25 protein-coding genes are annotated in these 18,940 nt (G+C 62.2%); 8 read left to right on the top strand and 17 right to left on the bottom strand.

Annotation, left to right across the window (positions count from 1 at the left end; genetic code table 11):
- The first annotated feature begins 38 nt into the window (after positions 1-38).
- From AC0NIL_RS19875 to AC0NIL_RS19865, 3 genes are all read left to right on the top strand, one after another.
- A complete protein-coding gene (locus AC0NIL_RS19875) occupies positions 39-650 on the top strand; it encodes a glutathione S-transferase (protein ID WP_027161586.1) in 612 nt (203 codons plus the stop codon).
- Complete coding sequence (locus tag AC0NIL_RS19870) at positions 590-1,270, top strand: uracil-DNA glycosylase family protein (protein WP_013531711.1); 681 nt, start codon at positions 590-592, stop codon at positions 1,268-1,270. The genes AC0NIL_RS19875 and AC0NIL_RS19870 overlap by 61 nt, the downstream gene beginning before the upstream one ends.
- Before the next feature lie 108 nt (positions 1,271-1,378).
- Positions 1,379-1,870 (top strand): Lrp/AsnC family transcriptional regulator, encoded by a 492-nt coding sequence (locus AC0NIL_RS19865; RefSeq protein WP_006205209.1) that lies wholly within the window; start codon positions 1,379-1,381, stop codon positions 1,868-1,870.
- A gap of 27 nt (positions 1,871-1,897) precedes the next feature.
- Here AC0NIL_RS19865 and AC0NIL_RS19860 read toward each other — a convergent pair whose 3' ends face one another.
- From AC0NIL_RS19860 to moaA, 12 genes are all read right to left on the bottom strand, one after another.
- Positions 1,898-2,467: a DUF3299 domain-containing protein gene (locus tag AC0NIL_RS19860; protein WP_013531710.1), complete on the bottom strand. Its 570-nt coding sequence runs from the start codon at positions 2,465-2,467 to the stop codon at positions 1,898-1,900.
- A gap of 124 nt (positions 2,468-2,591) precedes the next feature.
- Positions 2,592-3,296, bottom strand: coding sequence for a DNA alkylation repair protein (locus AC0NIL_RS19855; protein ID WP_275953040.1), 705 nt, complete (start codon positions 3,294-3,296; stop codon positions 2,592-2,594).
- A gap of 9 nt (positions 3,297-3,305) precedes the next feature.
- The gene (locus AC0NIL_RS19850; protein WP_275953039.1) at positions 3,306-4,175 is read right to left on the bottom strand and encodes an NAD(P)-dependent oxidoreductase; all 870 of its coding nucleotides are present in this window, start codon (positions 4,173-4,175) and stop codon (positions 3,306-3,308) included.
- A 112-nt stretch (positions 4,176-4,287) separates the two neighbouring features.
- On the bottom strand, positions 4,288-5,109 hold the full coding sequence (locus AC0NIL_RS19845) for an ABC transporter permease (protein ID WP_024503307.1): 822 nt from the start codon (positions 5,107-5,109) through the stop codon (positions 4,288-4,290).
- The gene (locus AC0NIL_RS19840; protein WP_024503306.1) at positions 5,106-5,825 is read right to left on the bottom strand and encodes an ABC transporter permease; all 720 of its coding nucleotides are present in this window, start codon (positions 5,823-5,825) and stop codon (positions 5,106-5,108) included. The genes AC0NIL_RS19845 and AC0NIL_RS19840 overlap by 4 nt, the downstream gene beginning before the upstream one ends.
- Positions 5,826-5,905: 80 nt before the next feature.
- The gene (locus AC0NIL_RS19835) at positions 5,906-6,691 is read right to left on the bottom strand and encodes an ABC transporter substrate-binding protein (protein ID WP_013531705.1); all 786 of its coding nucleotides are present in this window, start codon (positions 6,689-6,691) and stop codon (positions 5,906-5,908) included.
- A gap of 157 nt (positions 6,692-6,848) precedes the next feature.
- Positions 6,849-7,358, bottom strand: coding sequence for a molybdopterin-guanine dinucleotide biosynthesis protein B (gene mobB / locus AC0NIL_RS19830; RefSeq protein WP_275953038.1), 510 nt, complete (start codon positions 7,356-7,358; stop codon positions 6,849-6,851).
- Positions 7,355-7,981, bottom strand: coding sequence for a molybdenum cofactor guanylyltransferase MobA (gene mobA, locus AC0NIL_RS19825; protein WP_275953037.1), 627 nt, complete (start codon positions 7,979-7,981; stop codon positions 7,355-7,357). Before mobA ends, mobB begins: the two co-directional genes overlap by 4 nt.
- A 48-nt stretch (positions 7,982-8,029) precedes the next feature.
- Entirely contained in the window at positions 8,030-8,950 is a 921-nt protein-coding gene (locus AC0NIL_RS19820) for a DMT family transporter (RefSeq protein WP_013531702.1), read from the bottom strand.
- A gap of 219 nt (positions 8,951-9,169) precedes the next feature.
- Positions 9,170-9,529: a hypothetical protein gene (locus AC0NIL_RS19815; RefSeq protein WP_013531701.1), complete on the bottom strand. Its 360-nt coding sequence runs from the start codon at positions 9,527-9,529 to the stop codon at positions 9,170-9,172.
- A gap of 119 nt (positions 9,530-9,648) precedes the next feature.
- Entirely contained in the window at positions 9,649-10,083 is a 435-nt protein-coding gene (locus AC0NIL_RS19810; RefSeq protein ID WP_275953036.1) for a hypothetical protein, read from the bottom strand.
- A 90-nt stretch (positions 10,084-10,173) separates the two neighbouring features.
- Complete coding sequence (gene moaA / locus AC0NIL_RS19805; RefSeq protein ID WP_127385184.1) at positions 10,174-11,169, bottom strand: GTP 3',8-cyclase MoaA; 996 nt, start codon at positions 11,167-11,169, stop codon at positions 10,174-10,176.
- A 199-nt stretch (positions 11,170-11,368) separates the two neighbouring features.
- On the opposite strand from moaA, the gene AC0NIL_RS19800 reads away from it, so the two are divergent.
- Complete coding sequence (locus AC0NIL_RS19800; RefSeq protein WP_013531698.1) at positions 11,369-11,722, top strand: gamma-butyrobetaine hydroxylase family protein; 354 nt, start codon at positions 11,369-11,371, stop codon at positions 11,720-11,722.
- A gap of 72 nt (positions 11,723-11,794) precedes the next feature.
- The gene (locus tag AC0NIL_RS19795) at positions 11,795-12,406 is read left to right on the top strand and encodes a pyridoxamine 5'-phosphate oxidase family protein (protein ID WP_063172133.1); all 612 of its coding nucleotides are present in this window, start codon (positions 11,795-11,797) and stop codon (positions 12,404-12,406) included.
- A gap of 18 nt (positions 12,407-12,424) precedes the next feature.
- Here AC0NIL_RS19795 and AC0NIL_RS19790 read toward each other — a convergent pair whose 3' ends face one another.
- Entirely contained in the window at positions 12,425-12,877 is a 453-nt protein-coding gene (locus tag AC0NIL_RS19790) for a MarR family winged helix-turn-helix transcriptional regulator (RefSeq protein ID WP_013531696.1), read from the bottom strand.
- Positions 12,878-12,924: 47 nt separating this feature from the next.
- Here AC0NIL_RS19790 and AC0NIL_RS19785 point away from each other — a divergent pair, with 47 nt between their 5' ends.
- Positions 12,925-13,833 (top strand): alpha/beta hydrolase, encoded by a 909-nt coding sequence (locus AC0NIL_RS19785; protein WP_275953035.1) that lies wholly within the window; start codon positions 12,925-12,927, stop codon positions 13,831-13,833.
- Positions 13,834-13,846: 13 nt separating this feature from the next.
- On the opposite strand, the gene AC0NIL_RS19780 is transcribed toward AC0NIL_RS19785, so the two are convergent.
- Both AC0NIL_RS19780 and AC0NIL_RS19775 read right to left on the bottom strand, forming a co-directional pair.
- Positions 13,847-14,242, bottom strand: a complete 396-nt coding sequence (locus tag AC0NIL_RS19780) for a rhodanese-like domain-containing protein (RefSeq protein ID WP_275953034.1) — start codon at positions 14,240-14,242, stop codon at positions 13,847-13,849.
- A 75-nt stretch (positions 14,243-14,317) separates the two neighbouring features.
- Entirely contained in the window at positions 14,318-14,932 is a 615-nt protein-coding gene (locus AC0NIL_RS19775) for a TetR/AcrR family transcriptional regulator (RefSeq protein ID WP_275953033.1), read from the bottom strand.
- A gap of 99 nt (positions 14,933-15,031) precedes the next feature.
- Here AC0NIL_RS19775 and AC0NIL_RS19770 point away from each other — a divergent pair, with 99 nt between their 5' ends.
- Positions 15,032-15,778: a 3-oxoacyl-ACP reductase family protein gene (locus AC0NIL_RS19770; protein ID WP_275953032.1), complete on the top strand. Its 747-nt coding sequence runs from the start codon at positions 15,032-15,034 to the stop codon at positions 15,776-15,778.
- Positions 15,779-15,988: 210 nt separating this feature from the next.
- On the top strand, positions 15,989-17,878 hold the full coding sequence (locus AC0NIL_RS19765; protein WP_275953031.1) for a L,D-transpeptidase family protein: 1,890 nt from the start codon (positions 15,989-15,991) through the stop codon (positions 17,876-17,878).
- Between the two features lie 3 nt (positions 17,879-17,881).
- On the opposite strand, the gene AC0NIL_RS19760 is transcribed toward AC0NIL_RS19765, so the two are convergent.
- Both AC0NIL_RS19760 and AC0NIL_RS19755 read right to left on the bottom strand, forming a co-directional pair.
- Positions 17,882-18,364: a hypothetical protein gene (locus AC0NIL_RS19760; protein WP_164753774.1), complete on the bottom strand. Its 483-nt coding sequence runs from the start codon at positions 18,362-18,364 to the stop codon at positions 17,882-17,884.
- A 153-nt stretch (positions 18,365-18,517) separates the two neighbouring features.
- Positions 18,518-18,775: a PepSY domain-containing protein gene (locus AC0NIL_RS19755; protein WP_063172137.1), complete on the bottom strand. Its 258-nt coding sequence runs from the start codon at positions 18,773-18,775 to the stop codon at positions 18,518-18,520.
- Between the last annotated feature and the right edge of the window lie 165 nt (positions 18,776-18,940).

The raw sequence follows: 18,940 nt of genomic DNA, 5'->3' as shown, positions 1-18,940 counted from the left end.
ATCCTGGAACTGGAACCGAGGACGAACAGGAGGATGGAATGAAGCTCTTCGACGGTGGCCGGGCGCCCAATCCAAGGCGGGTCCGCGTTTTCCTGGCCGAGAAAGGCATCGAGGTTCCGCAGGTGCCCATCGATATGGGCGCGTTGGAACACAGGCAACAGGCGGTCAGCTCACGCAACCCCTTGCAGCGTCTGCCGGTGCTGGAACTCGACGACGGCACCGTCATCACCGAATCCGTCGCCATCTGCCGCTATTTCGAGGAACTGCATCCGGAGCCCGCTTTGTTCGGGCGTGGCGCACTCGGCAAGGCGCAGGTCGAGATGTGGCAGAGGCGGATGGAGTTCAATTTGCTCAGCTGCGTCACGCAGGCCTTCCGGCACATCCATCCGGCCATGAAGGAATGGGAAATCCCGCAGGTCCCTGAATGGGGTGAGGCCAACAAGCCGAAGGCCGTGGCGTTCCTCAGGCTGCTGGACGGCGAACTGGGCAGCCGGGAGTTCATCGCCGGTGACAGCTATTCGATCGCCGACATCACCGGCCTGATCGCTGTCGATTTCATGAAGCCGGCACGCATCAAGGTACCGGATGAGTGCGCGAATGTGTTGCGCTGGCATCAAGCCGTTTCCAGCCGGCCGAGCGCATCAGCCTGAGAATGACTGCCGAACTCGAAAACCTCGTCGCCAGGGTCCGCGCCTGCCGCATCTGCGTGGAAAATCCGGCCGGCAAGCCGTTGCCGCATGAGCCGCGACCAGTGCTGCGCCCATCATCCACCGCCCGGATCCTGATCGCCAGCCAGGCGCCCGGCACCAAAGTGCATCTGTCGGGCATGCCGTTCACCGACGCTTCCGGCGACCGCCTGCGCAGCTGGCTTGGCGTGACGAGCGACGAATTCTACGACATCGAAAAATTCGCCATCGTCCCGATGGGCTTCTGCTTTCCCGGCCAGGATGCCAAGGGGGGAGATCTGCCGCCGAGGCGCGAATGCGCGGCGGCCTGGCGCGCACCTTTGATGGCCTCTATGCCACGGATCGATCTGGTGCTGACGATCGGTATCTACGCGCAGTCCTGGCACATGGGTGCGGCGCGCCGGCCCTCACTGACGGAAACGGTCATGGACTGGCGCTCCATCTGGGAGAATTCCATCGGTCCGAAAGTGCTGCCGCTGCCGCATCCCTCGTGGCGCAACACGGGCTGGCTGAAGAAGAATCCGTGGTTTGAAATGGATTTGCTACCTTTTCTGCGTTCGGAAATCCGCTATCGCCTCGGCTGACCTTTCAGCAAGAAATCACTCGCTTTTTGCCCGATCAGCAGAATTTCTTTCTTGTGAAAGGCCTGGATAAGGCAGAGTATAGGCATTCTATTCCCTTGGGAGCACGATATGGATCGCCTCGATAGAAAAATTCTCCGCCTCTTGCAGGAGGACGCGACACTCGCGGTCGCCGATGTCGCCAAGAAAGTCGGGCTGTCGACGACGCCTTGCTGGAGACGCATCCAGAAGCTCGAGGAAGAGGGCGTCATCAAGCGGCGCGTTGCCATTCTCGACCATGAAAAGGTCAATGTGCGCGTCACCGTCTTCGTGTCGATCCGCACCAATTCGCATAGCCATGAATGGCTGCGGCGTTTCTCGGAAGTCATCCAGGAGTTTCCCGAGGTGGTCGAGTTCTACCGCATGAGCGGCGACGTCGATTATCTCCTGCGCGTCGTGGTGCCCGACATCGCCGCCTATGACGCCTTCTACAAACGGCTGATCGCCAAGATCGAAATCCGTGATGTGTCGTCGTCCTTCGCCATGGAGCAGATCAAGTACACGACCGAAATCCCGCTCGACTACATGGTTCTGGACAAGGAATCGGGTGCCAACGCTGCCTGAGCTGAACGTCACATAAAGTCATCCCGCTTAGTTCTTCTTTTTGTTGAGGAAACTCCAGGGTGAGTTCACCGGCAGCGTGATCGTATCCGGCACGGTCTCGACGCTCACCACATCTGCCTTGCGCACGCTGTAGCCAGACTGGATGATGCTGACGCCGTCGAGGATGAACAGCTGGCTCTTCTCCATGTCCGGCTTCAGCGCGCCGGTGACCGCTACAGGCTGATAGGCCTCGGACATCTTGTAGGGACGGGCCGGCGTAACCAAGACAATCTGGTTGGGCGGCGGCGTCGGCATGTGACTGCAGGCACCCGTCCAGGGTACCAGCAGGAACTGGTAGACAAGATCACCGTCGCGATCGACCGGCAATGCGTAGCCGGCTAGCTGAATGCTTTTGTCCTGAAGATTGACGGACAGCGTTTCGCCATGGTCGGGCAATTTTGCCGCGATCATCGGCAGCCCGACGTTTTCGGCGGCGGATTGCGTAGCCGGACGCAGATCCTTCCAGAATATGTGCGCAGTCTCGGCCGAGGCATCGGCGGCAGCGGACACAAACAAAGCGGCAGCGAGCGCCAGGGTTGATTTTAGAGGATTGCTCATCGGCCGCTTCCTTTGAGCCTCAAGTAAAGACGCCGCTGCCAAAGACGTCAACGCTCGAGGCGCATCACATGTCGGCAGCCACTTCACATGTCGGCGAGATCCTGACATGGCGGAACGCGCGCCGTCAGCCTTTCCTGGCGGCGATCCGCGCGAGCGTCTTGGCATTGGTCAGCTCCCTTACGGCGTCCTTGCCGATCCAGCGCGCCGTCTTGTCGGTCGACTGCGCCAGCCGTTCGGCGACAGCCAGTGCGGCACCGTGCATGTCCATCGATCGTTTGCCGATCGACCGAAGCGCCCAGTTAACGGCTTTCTTCACGAAATTGCGGCTGTCGGCGGCATACACTTCGATGATCGGCAGGAAGGAGAGGAAGGTCGCCCCTGGCTCCTGCTTCCGGTGGACGACAGACCAGGCCATCATGGCGAAGGCCGTGCGCCGAACGAACTCCCGCTCGTCGGCCGCAAACTCGGCGATCAGTTCTTTCCAGGCGTCCGTATCGACAAAGAGATCCGAGACGCCGTCGACGATGTCCCAGGAGTCGAAACTAGCCGCCCATCGCCTTGCATCTTCAGCAGAAAACCGTTTCGGGTCAGCTGTGACGGAGGCAATGAACTGCGCCTCCATGATGCCGCTGTCCCATAGCTCGAAGGCGCGCTCGTGGTTGCGTTTGATCGTCCGCGCGATCTGCCGCTGCATGCCGTGCGAGATGCCAAGTGCACGGTCGATCTTGATGCCGTAGCGCAACATGCCGAGGCGGTTCTGCTCGGATCCGATGGCGCGAAGATGGGCGACGATTTCCGCGGCACTGGATTGAGGCGAGAGCTCTGCCACGGCAGAGACCTATTTTTCGAGACGGGCGAGCAGCGAGGACGTGTCCCAGCGCTTGCCGCCCATCGCCTGCACATCCTTGTAGAACTGGTCGACGAGTGCGGTGACCGGCAGTCTGGCGCCATTGCGGTCGGCCTCGGCCAGGCAGATGCCGAGATCCTTGCGCATCCAGTCGACGGCGAAGCCGAAATCATATTTGCCGGCGTTCATCGTCTTGTGGCGGTTCTCCATCTGCCAGGAGCCCGCGGCGCCCTTGGAAATCACCTCGATCACCTTCTCGATGTCGAGCCCGGCCTTCTTGCCGAAATGGATGCCTTCGGCCAGGCCCTGGACGAGGCCGGCGATGGTGATCTGGTTGATCATTTTGGTGAGCTGGCCGGCACCGGCCGACCCCATCAAGCCGACCATGCGGGCAAAAGCGTCGATGACAGGCTTCGCTTTGTCGAAAGCGTCCTGCTCGCCGCCAACCATCACGGTCAGCACGCCGTTCTCGGCGCCGGCCTGGCCGCCCGAGACCGGCGCGTCGAGAAACGAAAACCCGCCGGCTTGCGCCGCCGCTGCCAACTCGCGAGCGACCTCGGCCGAGGCGGTGGTGTTGTCGATGAAGACCGAACCCTTCTTCATCGATTTGAAGGCGCCTTCCGGACCGGTCGTCACCGAACGCAGATCGTCGTCATTGCCGACGCAGGAGAACACAAAATCCTTGCCCTCGGCGGCCTGCGCGGGGGCCGCCGCAAGGCTACCGCCATGCTGGCCAACCCATTGCTCGGCCTTGGCCTTGGTGCGGTTGTAGACGGTGACGTCATGGCCGCCCTTGTCCTTCAAGTGTCCGGCCATCGGATAGCCCATCACGCCAAGACCGAGAAATGCAACAGATGCCATGAGCTTGCCCTTCAGAATGGAAACGGAATTTGCTGCGAAAGCTCTAGGCTCTGCGCTCAATTCGTCAAGACGCGTATAGCCTGATCGACTGGTGCAGCCGAATTGAAAATCGTCAGCGTTTCAGGTGAACGGTGATCCGGCGCTCGATCCATTCGACGCCATGCCGCAAGATCTCGACCATCACCAGATAGACGAGGGCGACCCAGATATAGGCCTGGATGTCGAACGAGTTGGCGAAGGCGAGCTTGGCATTGCCCATCAGATCATAGACCGTGATGATGGCGACGATGGCGGACGCCTTGACCATCAGGATCAGTTCATTGCCATAGGGCCGCAAGGCAACGATCAGGGCTTGCGGCAGGATGATCTTGCGCAACGTCTGCAGCTTATGCAGGCCAAGCGAGGCCGCCCCTTCCCATTGCCCTCTTGGCACGCTCTCTATGGCGCCGCGCAGAATCTCCGCCTGGTAGGCGGCCGTGTTGAGCGCAAAGGCAAAGACGCCGCAATTGAACGCGTCCTTGAAAAAATCCCAGAGGCCGACCGACTGGAGTTCGACGCGGAACGAACCCAATCCGTAGTAGACCAGATAAGTCTGGACCAGCAGCGGCGTGCCGCGGAAGAAATAGACGTAGCAATAGGCGAGGCCGGACAGGATCCGGTTGCTGGACATGCGCCCGTAAGCGACGGGCACCGACAGGATCGCGCCGAGTACCATCGATATGGAAACCAGCGCCAGCGTGACCCCAAGCCCGCTCAGATAAGCCGGCGCATATTTGGCAAAGAAATCGGGATTCCAGGCAAGGAAGAGATAGCTGACGATGCCGATACCGAACAAAATCCATAGGCCCACCAGCGCGTAACCGGCGATACGCCTGCGCGGCCAGCCGCGCGCCCGTGGCGGCGGACGTTCGACCATGGTGGCCGTGGCGCTCATCGCTGCGCCTCCCGCCGGCCAAGCGAGCGCAGGATCGCATTGGTGGCGAAGGACGACAGGACGGCAAGGCCAAGAAAGACCAGCGAGGCGACGCCGAAGAACAGGAAAGCGTGCTTGGTGACGCGGGCCGCAATGCTGGCATTGCGCAGCGTCTCGGCCAGGCCGACGACCGACACCAGCGACGTGTCCTTGAGCAGGCTGAGCCAGCAGTTCTCCAGTCCGGGAAACGCGATGCGCAACAGTTGCGGCACGATCACCTTGCGCATGGTCAGCCAGTTCGAAAGACCGATGGCGTAGCCGCCCTCATACTGGCCTTTGGGAATGGCGCGGAAGGCGGAAAGGAAAACCTCACTGGCATAGGAGGAGAAGATCAGTGCAAGCACGATCATGCCGGCGACAAAGCTGTTGACGTCGATGGTGACGTCAGGCCGGAAATACCTGACGAGATGCTGCAGCAGGATCGGCATGCCGAAAAAGAACAGGAAGAGCGTGACCAGTTCCGGCAGGCCGCGAAAGACCGTGGTGTAGATGTTGGCGGCAAGGCGCAGCGACGGTTCTTCGGACTGCTTGGCGAGTGCAATGAAAAAGCCGATCGTCAATCCGATGGGCAGCGTGGCAAGCGCCAGCGCAATGGTGATCAGTGCGCCATAGGCAATATCGTCAAGCCAGCCTTCAGGTCCCCAACTGAGAAGTGTCCATATGCTCTGGGCTGGCATCGACCGGTCTTATCCCCACGGCATTCCCAAGACGAATAGAAAGACGGCGGGGAAATTCCCCGCCGTCTTGACCTGGCTTATCAGGACTCGGCGCCGTAGACGTCGAACTTGAAATACTTGTCGTTGATTTCCTTGTATTTTCCATTGGCGCGAATGGCGGCGATGGCCGAATTGAGCTTGTTGACCAGGTCAGTTTCGCCTTTGCGTACGGCAATGCCGGCACCAGGCCCGAAAATCTCGACCGGCTGCGGCGAAGGTTGGCCGAGGATCTTGCAGCAGGCGCCGTCAGGCGAGTCCAGAAACTGCTGCAGCACGACGATATCGTCCTCGATGGCGTCGAGGCGACCATTGGCAAGATCGGCCTGCTCCTCGGGGCTGCTCGGATAGCCCTTCACGGTGCTGTCGGTGTAGGTCTTCGAGGCATAGTTGAAATGCGTGGTGGTGGTGGCGACGCCGATGGTCTTGCCGGCGAGATCTTCCTTGGTCACGCCTTTCAGCGTGCTGTCCTTCGGCACGGCGATCGCCGAGGGCGTGTTGTAGTATTTGTTCGAGAAGTCGACCTTCTCCTTGCGCTCCGGCGTGATCGACATCGAGGCGACGATGGCGTCGAATTTACCGGCCTGGAGGGCTGGAATGATGCCGTCCCAATCCTGGGCGACGAAGGTGCACTTGACCTTCATCTCATCACAAAGCGCCTTGGCGATGTCGATGTCGAAGCCCACGAGCTGGCCATCGGCGGTAAGGTTGTTGAAGGGCGGGTAGGCGCCTTCGGTGCCGATCCTCAGGGTCTTTTCCTGGGCCTGGGCGACGCCGAGCGTCAGCAGCGCGGCCGAAGCGGCAAGCGCGATACGCAGTGAAATACGCATGATGGTCCTCTCTTTATGGTCCCGGCCGTCGTTCCGAACGGCTCTGTGGGGCGGTGCTTTTGACCGCCCGCTGGCGCGATACTCCCACTCTTTCCAAGAAAAAAGCAACTGCAAAACCATAAAAATGGGCAAGGCTATTCTGCCGTTGCGTCAGCGCTCAAGCAACGAGCCCGGTGGTGCGCTCGATGAAGTCGGCTATCGATTTTGCATCGTCGAGATGGAATACCGGCAGCAGCACGCCTTCAATGGCAAAATCGGCGGCGACAGCGACGATGTTGGGATCCTCCGCCGAAAGCGGCGTGCGGTCCTTCGCATCCAGCCGGCGGGTTTCGATCTTGCTGTGGGCTTCGCGCTTGTAGCCCTCGACCAGCACGAGGTCGCAAGGGGCAAGCCGCGACAGGACAGTCTCCAATGTCGGCTCATCCTCGCCGCGCAGCTCGTGCATCAGTGCCCAGCGAACGCCGGAGACGATCGCGACTTCGGTGGCGCCGGCCTGCCGGTGGCGAAAGCTGTCCGCGCCAGGTTTGTCGATGTCGAAGTCATGGTGGGCATGTTTCACCGTCGACACCTTCCAGCCGCGCCGAACCAATTCGCTGACCAACCTCTCGGTCAAAGTCGTCTTGCCGGAATTCTTCCAGCCGGTGATGCCGAAGACGCGTCTGTTCATGGCTTGATGCTCTGCAACAGAAGCTCGGCAGACACAAGATCGTCCGGCTCGTTGATGTTGAAGAAAGGGTCGACCCCCGCCGATGGCGGAACCGGGAATTCTACCTCGACAAAACCCTGCCGGTCGATGAAAGCCGAAACCCGCCTGATATCTTCATCGACCAGAAAGTGCCGCAAGGCATCGCGGCAGCCGATCGGCCACAGCGCGAAGGTCGGATGCCGCTTGCCGGCCGAGCGGGCAACGGCAATAGAACCGGGGCTTTGATCGGCGGCCCCTGCCAGACGCTCGACAAGGTCCAACGGCAGGAAAGGCGTGTCACCGGCAGCGCTGACGATCGCCTTGCAAGACCTGTTGGCCGCGGCCCATTCGAGGCCGGTCAGGATTCCGGCGAGCGGACCGGCAAAGCCGGGCACGCTGTCGGCAAGCACCGGCAGTCCAAAGCGCAGGAATCGTGCAGGGTCGCCATTGGCGCTGAGCGCCATCGATTCTATTTGCGGGGCGAAGCGCGACACGACCTGGTCAAGCAGGCAGCCATCGCCAAGCGGCAACAGGCTCTTGTCGCCGCCGCCCATCCGCCTCGACTGGCCACCGGCCAGAACAATCCCCGCAATGTCTCGCTTCATGCCACGAAGCCTGTACGCCAGCCGTCGGAAATCACAAGAATGATCTGGCTAGATTCCGTCCGGAACCATGCTTGGCCCCGTGCTTTCGGCGACGATCTTGCGCCGGCCGACGACCCGCTCGCGGTAGAGCGCATAGAGGCCGGAGCCGATGATGATGGTGGCGCCGACGATCATCGGCAGATCGGGAATGTCCGCGAAGATGAACAGGCCAAGCAGGATCGACCAGATCAGGGCCGTGTAGCGGAACGGCGCGATGAAGGAGATGTCGCCCGCCCGCATCGCCATGATGATGAACTGGTAGCCGATAATCACCAGCACAGCAGCCAGGGCCAGCAGGGCCGTGCTGTTGCCCGTCATCGGCGTCCAGCCGCCCATTGCCGGCAACAGCGCCGCGCCGACGATGGTCATGGCAAGCGCGGTCGCGGTCGACACCAGCAATGTCGGAATGGCCTTGGGGATCCGCTTGGTGGCGAGATCGCGCACCGCGCAGCAGGCGACGCTGGCCAGCGCCGACAGCGAGTAGACGCTGAACCCTTCGAAGCCCGGCCGCACGATGATCAGCACGCCGGCAAATCCGATGGCGATGGCCAGCCAACGCCGCCAGCCGACAGTCTCGCCAAAGACAAGTGCCGCTCCCATCGTCACCGCCAGCGGCAGCGCCTGCAGCACCGCCGAAACATTGGCGATCGGCAGATGGGCGAGGGCGACGAGGAAACTCACCGTTGCGCCGGCCTCGCTGATCACGCGCAAGGCGACCAGAGGCTGCAGCATCGAGCCCGGGCGGGCGAGAGCGCCGCGCTGCCAGGCCAGCAGGCCGACGAAAAGCGAAGCGAAAGCCCCACGGATCAACATGACCTGCGCCATGTTCATCGATTGCGACGAGTATTTGGTTATGGCGTCGTTGAGGGTGAAGCCGGCCATCGCCACCATCATGAACAATGCGCCGCGAAGATTTGGAGACAGGGGCAAGACGGCTACCGGTTCTGCTAATACATATCGCCCAAAAGTGACCTCGGTTTGGGGAAACGACATGCATAAGAAACAAAGACCTGAAGCGCGTGGCTGAATCCGTTCAAACGCGACGCGCTTCAGGCAGCAAGCCTGTAACAGTCGGGCATGAAACAGCAACAGCAAAGGACTGGGCCACAGCCTTGTTTGTGGCCCTGAATATCGCCTGCGATGGCGAACTTACTTCTTCGGCGTAAGCACCTCGGTGCCATTGCCTTCCTTGCCGGCGATCGTCCAAAGACCGTGCAGCGAACCGTCCGCCGCCACCTTGTAGACGACGAGGCCAATGTCCTTGTCCATGACATAGCCGGCGGAGAAGGCATCATCGTTGCGCATGCAGATGCCGTCGGAAGATGAGCCACCAGTTTCCCAATGGATCGCGCAGGTCGTCCCGCTAGTCAGCGTGATGGTGGCTTCGCCGCCATAGGCCGAGCCGTCGAAGTTGGTGCCGGCGACCGTATAGGTGCCGCCGATCGACTGCGCCGCCGCGGGCACGGCCGCGAGGCCAAGCAGTGCCAGAGAAAGAACGAGTTTGCGCATGGTGTATCCCCCTGTGAGCGAAGAGCAGCTTCCAGGGGAAGGCTAGGCTGGAACAGACTGGCCGTAAATCCGGCTGCGGTTCGCGAACAAGACTTTTTCTGGGGTGTGGTTCGAAACCGTCATGGCCCCTTGAGACTGCCGGCGATGGCGCCGACCAGCGGATCGTATTTCGACTTCAGCGCCGGCGGGTAGTCGACCCAGACCGTACGGATGATACCGTCTTTCCCAAACAGACGTCGCTCGTAGAATACCTTTCCATCCCTCAGGCCCGACAGCACGGCCCAGTCCTTTCCGGCCTTGCTGTAGGTGATCTTGTAGCCCGGCTCCTTGCTCGCCTTCTCCGCCGCGACAAAGCCTTTCGGCGTGTCGTCGTCGACGTTGAGGATGCCCGAGCAGATCAGGCTGGCGCCATCGGCGCTCAGCCATTGCTGTCCGTCGCCATTGTCGGGCTCCGGCTGGCGATCGGTGAAGACGTCGTCGGGAAAGGTGCAGACAGTGCCGAAGCGATCGTTCACATAGGTGAATGGCGCGGCGACCGCACTGGTTGCTGCCATTGTCGCAATGACCAGGAATGAAGAGTGCAGCCGCATGCTCGCCTCGAAGTCATGATCCCGAAGCGATATTGCATAAATTTCACGGAAAGATCAGCCGCCAGTGACGCTCATGTGGCGCGACACCGATGGGCGGCTGGTGCGGCGGTCGATGATGAAGTCATGGCCCTTGGGCTTGCGGCCGATGGCTTCGTCTATTGCTTCGGCGACCAGCTCGTTGCCTTCCGAGGCGCGCAAGGGCGCGCGCAGATCGGCGGCATCTTCCTGGCCGAGACACATATAGAGGGTGCCGGTGCAGGTCAGCCGGACGCGGTTGCAGCTCTCACAGAAATTATGCGTCATCGGCGTGATGAAGCCGAGCCGTCCGCCGGTCTCGGCGACCTGGACGTAGCGCGCCGGGCCGCCGGTCTTGAAGGGAATGTCGGTCAGCGTGAACTGGCGTTCGAGCGACGCGCGCAGCAGCGACAGCGGCAGGTACTGGTCGGTGCGGTCGGCGTCGATCTCGCCCATCGGCATGGTTTCGATGACCGTCAGGTCCATGCCGCGGCCATGCGCCCAGCGCATCATGTCGGGCAGCTCGGCGTCGTTGAAATCCTTCAGCGCCACCGCATTGAGCTTGACTTTCAGTCCGGCCGCCTGCGCGGCATCGATGCCTTGCATGACCTTGTCGAGATGGCCCCAGCGGGTGATCTTGTGGAATTTGTCGGCATCGAGCGTATCGAGCGACACGTTGATGCGCCTGACGCCGCAATCGGCGAGTTCGGCGGCAAAGCGCGACAGCTGCGAGCCGTTGGTGGTCAGCGTCAGTTCTTCCAGCGCGCCGCTTTCGAGATGCCGCGACAGCTGGCGCACCAGATGCATGATGTTCTTGCGCACCAGCGGCTCACCGCCGGTCAGCCGCAATCGCCTGACGCCCTTTTCGATGAAAACCGTGCACAGCCGGTCGAGCTCTTCCAGCGACAGCAGGTCCTTCTTCGGCAGGAAGGCCATGTCCTCGGCCATGCAATAGGTGCAGCGGAAATCGCAGCGGTCGGTAACCGACACGCGGAGATAGCTGATCGTGCGACCGAAAGGATCAATCATGTCCATGCTTCAAGCGCTTCCCGTGGCCGTGAACGGCTTCGTTATATACCGCTATGTGATACGATCCGGCCTGCTGTTCAAGATAGCGCCTCTCGATCTTTGGTAACATCTCTCAGCCGACATCGCATGTCGGTCGGTCTCATCAGACCTTTTCCCGTTTGGCGAAGCGGCGTAGGGAAGGGCGGATGACACGGGATCGAACAGCATGACCGCACCGAAAGAACTCAGGGTTTCCAAGGACCGCAAACTTCTGTCCGTCACCTTTCCCGACCACCATCCGTTCGAACTGCCGGCGGAACTGCTGCGCGTCGCCTCGCCATCGGCCGAAGTGCAGGGCCATTCGCCGGATCAGCGGGTGACGGTCCCCGGCAAGCGCAATGTGGCGATCCTGAAGATCGAGCCGGTCGGCAACTACGCCGTGCGCATCACCTTCGACGATTTCCACGACACCGGCATCTTCACCTGGAATTACCTGCATACGCTCGGCCACGAGAAGGATGCGCGCTGGGAAGCCTATCTCGCGGAGCTTGCGGAAAAGGGATTGAGCCGGGACCGCTAGATTGATTCCTCTCGCTGTCGTCAAAACGTCATCGAGATGGCGTAGCGCCGGCAAAGGTTTGGAGGCGAAAACATGTCCGTCATCACCACGGTCGAGCAGCTCGAGGCACTCTATGGCGTTCCAGGCGAGGCCTCGCTGGTCAAGGAACTCGACCACGTCATTCCCGAATACGCCGCCTTCATCGAAGCCTCGCCCTTTGTCGCACTGGCGACCAGCGGACCGGAGGGGCTGGACTGTTCGCCGCGCGGCGATCTCGCCGGCTTCGTGCGCATCCATGATCCGAAAACGCTGATGATGCCGGACCGTCGCGGCAACAACCGCGCCGATTCGCTGAAAAACATCATCCGCGACCCACGCGTCGGCCTGCTGTTCCTGGTGCCGGGCTCCGGTACGACGCTGCGCGTCAACGGTCGCGCCCACATCACAACGGATACAGCGCTGTGCGCGTCATTTGCGGTGGACGGCAAGGCGGCGCGATCGGTAACCGTCGTCGACATCGATGCGGTCTATTTCCAATGCGCCCGGGCCATCGTCCGCTCCGAGCTCTGGAACCCGGCAAGGCATGTCGAGCCGAAGTCGCTGCCGACGCCCGGACAGATCCTGGAAATCACCAGCCGCAAGAACATCGACGGCGAAACCTACGACAAGGAATGGCCGGAACGGGCGAAGAAGACGATGTGGTAGGGTTGGGCTGAAGGGCGCTCAAGCCTCATTCAGCACATCATAGATCTTGCGCATCTGCTCGCCGATCATGTCGCATTGCTCCGGCGTCGACTGGCTCATCGCCTTCTCGATCAGCGCCATATGCACTTTCAGCGCCTGCATCAGCAGCGCCTCGCCGGCCTCGGTGAGCGCGAGCCGCAGGATGCGCTTGTCCTTCTCGTCGCCTTCGCGACGCAGCAGGCCACGCGCTTCCAGCTGCGGCAACAGCATGGTGATGTTGGAGCGGCCGACGAGCAGCTTGCGGGCAAGATCGTGCTGCGACATTCCGGGGTGGCGATAGAGGTTCATCAGCACGTCGAGCTGCGCCGGCTTCAAATCGAGCGGCGCAAGTTTCACCGCCAGCGTGCGCTCAAGCACATGGCAGGCGCGCGCCACCGCGACCCAGTTGCGGAAACGCGGGTTGTCCCAAGGCAGCTCTTGTTTATTGTTCATCTTTGAACTATTATGTTCATGCTTGAACGTATGGATGGATTCTCACTATGGCATCATTCGGGCTGAAGGTCATCCGGGGCGTGTTCGGTGCGGCAGAGCGTGTCGCGCCACGGCTCAGCGGACGCGCGGCGTTCGAATTGTTCTGCCGCACCCCGAATGTCAAGGCGCTCAGCGATGGCGAGCGCCGCGCTGTCGAGCGTGCGACGGGGTTCATGACCGAGGCGCGTCATCACTGGCTGAAGACCGCGACCGGCTGCGTCATGGTGCACGAGTTCCGGCCCGAGCCGGGCAGGGCGGCCGTCGGCACGGTGCTCGTCGTCCATGGCTGGCGCTCGCGCACCGAATATATGCGCGCCTTGATCGAAGGCTATCGTGCCGCCGGCTACAGGGTCGTTTCGCTCGACCTGCCTGGCCACGGCCAGTCGCAGGGCCGGCGCCTGAACATGGTCAATGCGGTGGATGCGGTGCGGGTTGCCGGCGAATGGTTCGGCCCGTTCGTGGCGGCGGTTGGCCATTCCTTCGGCGGCGCCGTCGCCGCCAATGCCATCGCGGGCTCGGTCAAGAACATCCCGCCGCTGGCGGCGGGACGCCTGGTGCTGATCGCGGCGCCAAGTTCCCTGCCGGCGATCTTTGCCGACTTCAGTCATATGTTGAATGTCGGCCCGCGCTCGCAAGCCGCCATGGCGGACCGGGTCGAGCATCTTTCCGGCCGGCCCCTGCACGAATTCACCGGCGACCGCCAGCTCGCCCAGGCACCGGTGCCGACCCTGGTCATCCACGCGCCGGACGACCGCGAAGTCTCGGCCGATCACGCAAGGCGCTATGCCGGTGCCGGCGGCCATGTGCGGCTCTACTGGGCCGACGGGCTTGGCCATCGCCGCATTCTTGCCGACAAGGGCGTGGTCGAACGCGCGGTCGGCTTCGTGACGCATCGCGAGCCATTGCTGCTTCACTGAGCGGCGGTCGAGATTATTTCTTCTTCTCGCCGGGTTCGACCGGCAGTCCGGCGACCTTCCATGCGGTGTAGCCGCCAAGGATGTGCTTGACCGGCGAAAGCCCCATATCCTGCGCCGTCTTTGTGGCCAGGGCCGAGCGCCAGCCGCCTGCGCAGAAGAACACGAAACTCTTTCCCGAGGCAAAGAACGGCTTGTGGTAAGGGCTTTCGGGGTCGATCCAGAATTCCAGCATGCCGCGCGTGACATGCTTGGCGCCGGGAATCCTGCCGTCGCGTTCCACTTCGCGCGGATCGCGCAGATCGACGAAGATGGTGTCTTCATCGTCGATCAGCCCGGCCGCCTCCTCCGGCGAAACCACCTCGATCACGGCGTTCGCCTCGTCCAGCAGCTCGCGATAACCCTTTTTCACGCTCTCATCCCTCCCGGCCTGCCGGCCCTAGTATTGCTGGCAAGTCAGAATTTCGAGCACACCAGCCGGCGTTTGTCACGCCGCGCTGCCGCCGGCCATCGTCTTCCAGGCTGCCATGGCCCCGGCAACCGTCGCCAGCAGGGCAGCGTGTGAGGCGCCGTCGCGTGCCTGGATCGACATGCCGTGCTGGACCGTGGCGAAAAAGGTCGCAGCGGCATTCGAATCGAAATCCGCCGGCAATTCGCCTTCGGCAATACCGCGCTCCAGACGTTTTTGCAGGGCGGTGTGGTTTTCGGCACGACGGCGGCGCAGATCGTCGCAGATGGCGCCGCGGCTCGAATCCTGATGCAGTGCGCCCAGCGTGATCAGGCAGCCCTGCGGGCGATCGCTCTGCGCATAGGCTTTCGCCGTCAGGCACAGGAATTGTTCGATCGCCTGCCGCGCGGTCGGAGCCTCGTCCAATGCCAGCCAGATGTCGGCACCCTCGGTGTGCGAGTAAAAATCCGTCGCCTCCAGGAACAGCGCCTCCTTGCTGCCGAAGGCGGCGTAGAGGCTGGGCGAGTTGATGCCCATGGCAGCGGTCAGCTCGCTCATCGATGCACCTTCGTAACCACGCGCCCAAAACACCTGCATGGCGCGGCGCAGGGCCGCGGTTCGATCGAAGGTGCGGGGACGGCCTCGTTCCGACATGACGCTCTTTCTGTGTTGATCGATACATAATTCAGTTGACGCCAGCGGGCAAGGCTGACAGATATTTATGTATCGATCATTACATAAAAGGAGAATTCGATGTCTTGCAGCAAATTGAACGGCAAGGCCGCGCTCGTCACCGGCGGCAGTCGCGGCATCGGCGCGGCGATTGCGCGGAGGCTGGCGGCCGATGGCGCCAGCGTCGCGCTGACCTATGTGCATGGCGAGGAACAGGCCCGCGCTGTCGTCGCCGAGATCGAGGCCGAGGGCGGCCGCGCCATCGCGATCAAGGCCGACAACCGCGATGCGGTCGCCATAGACAAGGCAGTCGACGACGCCGTAACCGCCTTCGGCCGGCTCGACATCCTGGTCAACAGCGCCGGCATCTGGCGCGCCGCCCCAATCGACACGCTGTCGCTCGCCGATTTCGACGAGACCATGGAGGTCAATCTCCGGGCCCCGTTCATCGCTTCCAAGGCCGCGGCCGCCCATATGGGTGAGGGCGGCAGCATCATCTCGATCGGCAGCAACCTTGCCGAGCGGGCGACCGACGGCAGCCTCACGGCCTATTCAGCCAGCAAGGCGGCGCTGGTCGGCCTGACCAAGGCGCTGGCGCGTGACCTCGGCCCGCGCGGCATCACCGCCAATGTCGTCCACCCCGGTTCGACCGACACCGATATGAACCCGGCCGATGGCCCGCATGCCGAACACCAGCGCCGGAAGATGGCAACGCCGCGCTTCGGCAAGGCCGACGACATTGCCGGCATGGTCGCCTGGCTCGCAGGCCCGGAAGGCCGCTTCGTCACCGGCGCCGCCCTGACCATCGATGGCGGCGCCAACGCCTGATCCCGACGGGATTTCCGGCTGGGGCGGAACCACCCTCCGCTCCAGCCGTCACGATCTTGTGAAACCGTTCTGCAACAGGCTTTCCAAAATTTATGAAAGCTTAACGAAATCGGTATGAATCAGTATAGTCGCGCCTTACATCCGCCATGCGGTGAGCGGGACGATCGAGCGTGCGGAACGGGAACCGGTTGCGGCCGGAGCGGGTGATTCATGAAATTCCTCGGAAACAAAGCAACCGTGATGCCGCTGATGGCAATCACGGCGACGCTGGCTTTCGGTGTACCCCAGGCAGGCGCGCAGGGGCTCTTCGACATGCTTTTCGGCGGCGGCGTCAGGCATGCGCCGAAAGGCGAGTTTCCGCCCCCGCCACCGAAGAACAAGCCAAAGCCGAAAGTGTCCGGTGGCGGCGGCGGCAATGTGAAGATCAGCAGCCCGTCCTACTACACCTACAAGGCCGACCGGCTGGTTCGCGTCGACTTCTCGGCATTGGCCGCGACGCCGGCGCCGGCGACACCGCAGGACGCCGCCTTCGTCCCGTCGGCTACGGGTGCCGCGTTTCGTGATGCGGTTGCCAGCTTGGGCGACTACGAACTCTTAGCCGAGCCCGACATCGCCAAGGCGCTGATCGCGTACTACTCGGCCAATCCGGATTTCATCTGGATAAGCGGAACCAGCCTCAACAGCCGTGCGCAGGATGCGGTGCGGGTGCTTGGCGAGGCTTCAAGCTATGGCCTCACGCCCGCCGACTATACGGTCGAAGTGCCCGCTGCCGGCGCATCGTCGACCGATGCCAATGCGCAACTGAAAGAACTCGTCCGTTTCGAGATGGCGCTTTCGGCGCGTGTGCTGCGCTATGCCCACGACGCCCAGAACGGCCGCGTCGATCCCAACCGCATGACCGGCTATTATGATTTCCCGGCCAAGCCGCTCGATCTGCAAGGCGTGCTGAAAACGCTGGCTCATACCCAGCAGGTGCGCACCTATCTCGAATCGCGGCACCCGCAGAATGCGGAATACCAGGCGCTGCGCGTCGAACTGGAAGCGCTGCAGGCCAGTGCGGAAAACGAAATCGTCGTCGACCCCAAACTGCTGCTGAAGCCGGGCGAAACCAGCCCCGAACTGCCGAAGCTGCTGACCCTGATCGCGCGCAATCTCGATGACGAGATGGGCGGCGCCTATGGCGAGGTCCTGTCCAGGCTGGCCACCAGCGACGTCTATGATCCGGAACTGGTTCCGGTTATCAAGGCCGTGCAGCAAAAGGCAGGCATGAAGGGCGACGGCGTCATCGGCCCGCGTACCGTCGCGTCGCTGGCCGGAACATCCAAGGCCGACAAGCTGCTGAAGGTGGAAGTGGCGCTGGAGGAACTGCGCTGGCTGCCCTCCGATCTCGGCAGCCCGCGCGTCTTCATCAACCAGCCGGCCTTCACCGCGAGCTACATCGACAATGGCGAGGAAAGGCTCAAGACGCGTGTCGTCGTTGGCCGGACCACCAACCAGACCTCCTTCTTCTACGACCAGATCAAGCAGGTCGATTTCCATCCCTATTGGGGCGTGCCCCAGTCGATCATCGTCAACGAGATGCTGCCGAGATTGCGCAACGATCCGGGCTATCTCGACCGGGCCGGCTATGAGGTGACGGATTCGCGCGGCAAGCGCATTCCTTCGTCGGCGGTCAACTGGGGCGCCTATGGCTCGAACATCCCATACAGCGTGCGCCAGCAGCCGAGCGAGGCCAACGCGCTGGGCGAGTTGAAGATCCTGTTCCCCAACAAGCATGCGATCTACATGCACGACACGCCACAGAAATCGTTCTTCCAGCGAGATATGCGCGCGCTCAGCCATGGCTGCGTGCGGCTGCAGGACCCGCGCGGCATGGCGGCGGCGGTGCTTGGCACCTCCGTGGACTATATCGCCGAAAAGCTGAAGCACGGCCACGCGACCGAGAACGTGACACGCACGATCCCGGTCTATGTCGCCTATTTCACCGCATGGCCCGATCTGTCGGGCAAGGTCGAATATTTCGGCGACGTCTACGACCGCGACTCGCGGCTGAAGCAGGCCCTGGATGCCACGGAGGCGGTGCGTTCGCCTTCGAGTTGATTTTTAGCGCTCGAACAGCGGCCGTCGGAAGCCGGCGTCGCGCCCGGCGATCAGCCAATAGAGCAACCCGGCGACAAGGCCGGCAGCGGCAATGATGCCGATGTCGACCCAACGCTCCGGGTCCATGTCCTCCGGTGCGCTCGGCCAGATCAAGGCGAAGCCGCCGACTGCGGCGCCAGCGCCGAAAACCATGTGCAGCAGGACATTGCGCAACGAGAAGAACTCGGCGATCAGCGCGAAGATCAACGTCTGCAGCGCGGTCACCACGATGGTCAGGAAATAGACGAACATGCCGAGCGGCGGCACCAGCAGCACCGCGATCGGCGAAACGCCCATGACGTCGAAATAGTTGGGCGCATTGGGCAAGGAACTGAGCACGCCATAGATCACCGCGATGGCGATCAGGCCGACCAGCACCGATACGAAGTAGCCGGCCAACATCATCAATATGCGCTTCATCACGTGCTTTGCCGTCGCCATCCCCATCCCCCAATGCGGCGCCCGGAGCTATTCCAGGAAATGACAGTCAGCCATCAAAGCACGACTGACGCAAGGGGAGGCGCCCGCGCCAGGGCGATCGCCGAAGTTGGCGCCGGGAGCCTGTGACGCAGCCGAGAACGAATTCGCGTCGGAACGTCCCTATTTCGGCTCCGCCGTCACGGGATCATAGGTGATTTCGACCTTCGCCTTGTCCGCCGTGTAATAGGTGACGGTGTAGGCGCCGCTGTCCCAGTCGACCTCGTCCACATAGCGAAAGCCGTCGCGCTGCTCGACCTTGGCAATGATCTCCGACAGCTTCTTGGCATTGGGCGGCGGCAGCGGCTTGTCGTCCGCGGCCAAGGCCGGCCCGCCGGCGAGAAGAACGGCGACGCTGGTCGCCAGCAGAAATCTGGACATGGCTTTCCCTCAAGTTTCGTCGGGGAGAAACTCGCTGGTATGCCGGTTTGTTCCGCAACTGAAACGGGTGCCGGTTCCGTCCACTGGTTTGCAGCTTCCCGAATGAGGGGCCGCCGCGCACTTGACTTACGCGGCGCGTAGTTGAGCGGGGTGGAGACCTGAACG

The sequence above is a fragment of the Mesorhizobium sp. WSM1343 genome (assembly GCF_055901535.1).
The sequence above is the reverse complement of the archived record's forward strand: the minus strand, read 5'-3'. Positions and strand labels throughout refer to the sequence as shown.

Coding starts and splice junctions, on each gene's coding strand:
- AC0NIL_RS19765 (WP_275953031.1), top strand. CDS start 15,989: ATGAAATTCCTCGGAAACAAAGCAACCGTGATGCCGCTGATGGCAATC.
- AC0NIL_RS19800 (WP_013531698.1), top strand. CDS start 11,369: ATGACCGCACCGAAAGAACTCAGGGTTTCCAAGGACCGCAAACTTCTG.
- AC0NIL_RS19775 (WP_275953033.1), bottom strand. CDS start 14,932: ATGTCGGAACGAGGCCGTCCCCGCACCTTCGATCGAACCGCGGCCCTG.
- AC0NIL_RS19760 (WP_164753774.1), bottom strand. CDS start 18,364: ATGGGGATGGCGACGGCAAAGCACGTGATGAAGCGCATATTGATGATG.
- AC0NIL_RS19875 (WP_027161586.1), top strand. CDS start 39: ATGAAGCTCTTCGACGGTGGCCGGGCGCCCAATCCAAGGCGGGTCCGC.
- mobB (WP_275953038.1), bottom strand. CDS start 7,358: ATGAACAGACGCGTCTTCGGCATCACCGGCTGGAAGAATTCCGGCAAG.
- AC0NIL_RS19770 (WP_275953032.1), top strand. CDS start 15,032: ATGTCTTGCAGCAAATTGAACGGCAAGGCCGCGCTCGTCACCGGCGGC.
- AC0NIL_RS19785 (WP_275953035.1), top strand. CDS start 12,925: ATGGCATCATTCGGGCTGAAGGTCATCCGGGGCGTGTTCGGTGCGGCA.
- AC0NIL_RS19865 (WP_006205209.1), top strand. CDS start 1,379: ATGGATCGCCTCGATAGAAAAATTCTCCGCCTCTTGCAGGAGGACGCG.
- AC0NIL_RS19835 (WP_013531705.1), bottom strand. CDS start 6,691: ATGCGTATTTCACTGCGTATCGCGCTTGCCGCTTCGGCCGCGCTGCTG.
- moaA (WP_127385184.1), bottom strand. CDS start 11,169: ATGGACATGATTGATCCTTTCGGTCGCACGATCAGCTATCTCCGCGTG.
- AC0NIL_RS19815 (WP_013531701.1), bottom strand. CDS start 9,529: ATGCGCAAACTCGTTCTTTCTCTGGCACTGCTTGGCCTCGCGGCCGTG.
- AC0NIL_RS19840 (WP_024503306.1), bottom strand. CDS start 5,825: ATGCCAGCCCAGAGCATATGGACACTTCTCAGTTGGGGACCTGAAGGC.
- AC0NIL_RS19850 (WP_275953039.1), bottom strand. CDS start 4,175: ATGGCATCTGTTGCATTTCTCGGTCTTGGCGTGATGGGCTATCCGATG.
- AC0NIL_RS19790 (WP_013531696.1), bottom strand. CDS start 12,877: ATGAACAATAAACAAGAGCTGCCTTGGGACAACCCGCGTTTCCGCAAC.
- AC0NIL_RS19810 (WP_275953036.1), bottom strand. CDS start 10,083: ATGGCAGCAACCAGTGCGGTCGCCGCGCCATTCACCTATGTGAACGAT.
- mobA (WP_275953037.1), bottom strand. CDS start 7,981: ATGAAGCGAGACATTGCGGGGATTGTTCTGGCCGGTGGCCAGTCGAGG.
- AC0NIL_RS19755 (WP_063172137.1), bottom strand. CDS start 18,775: ATGTCCAGATTTCTGCTGGCGACCAGCGTCGCCGTTCTTCTCGCCGGC.
- AC0NIL_RS19860 (WP_013531710.1), bottom strand. CDS start 2,467: ATGAGCAATCCTCTAAAATCAACCCTGGCGCTCGCTGCCGCTTTGTTT.
- AC0NIL_RS19845 (WP_024503307.1), bottom strand. CDS start 5,109: ATGAGCGCCACGGCCACCATGGTCGAACGTCCGCCGCCACGGGCGCGC.
- AC0NIL_RS19795 (WP_063172133.1), top strand. CDS start 11,795: ATGTCCGTCATCACCACGGTCGAGCAGCTCGAGGCACTCTATGGCGTT.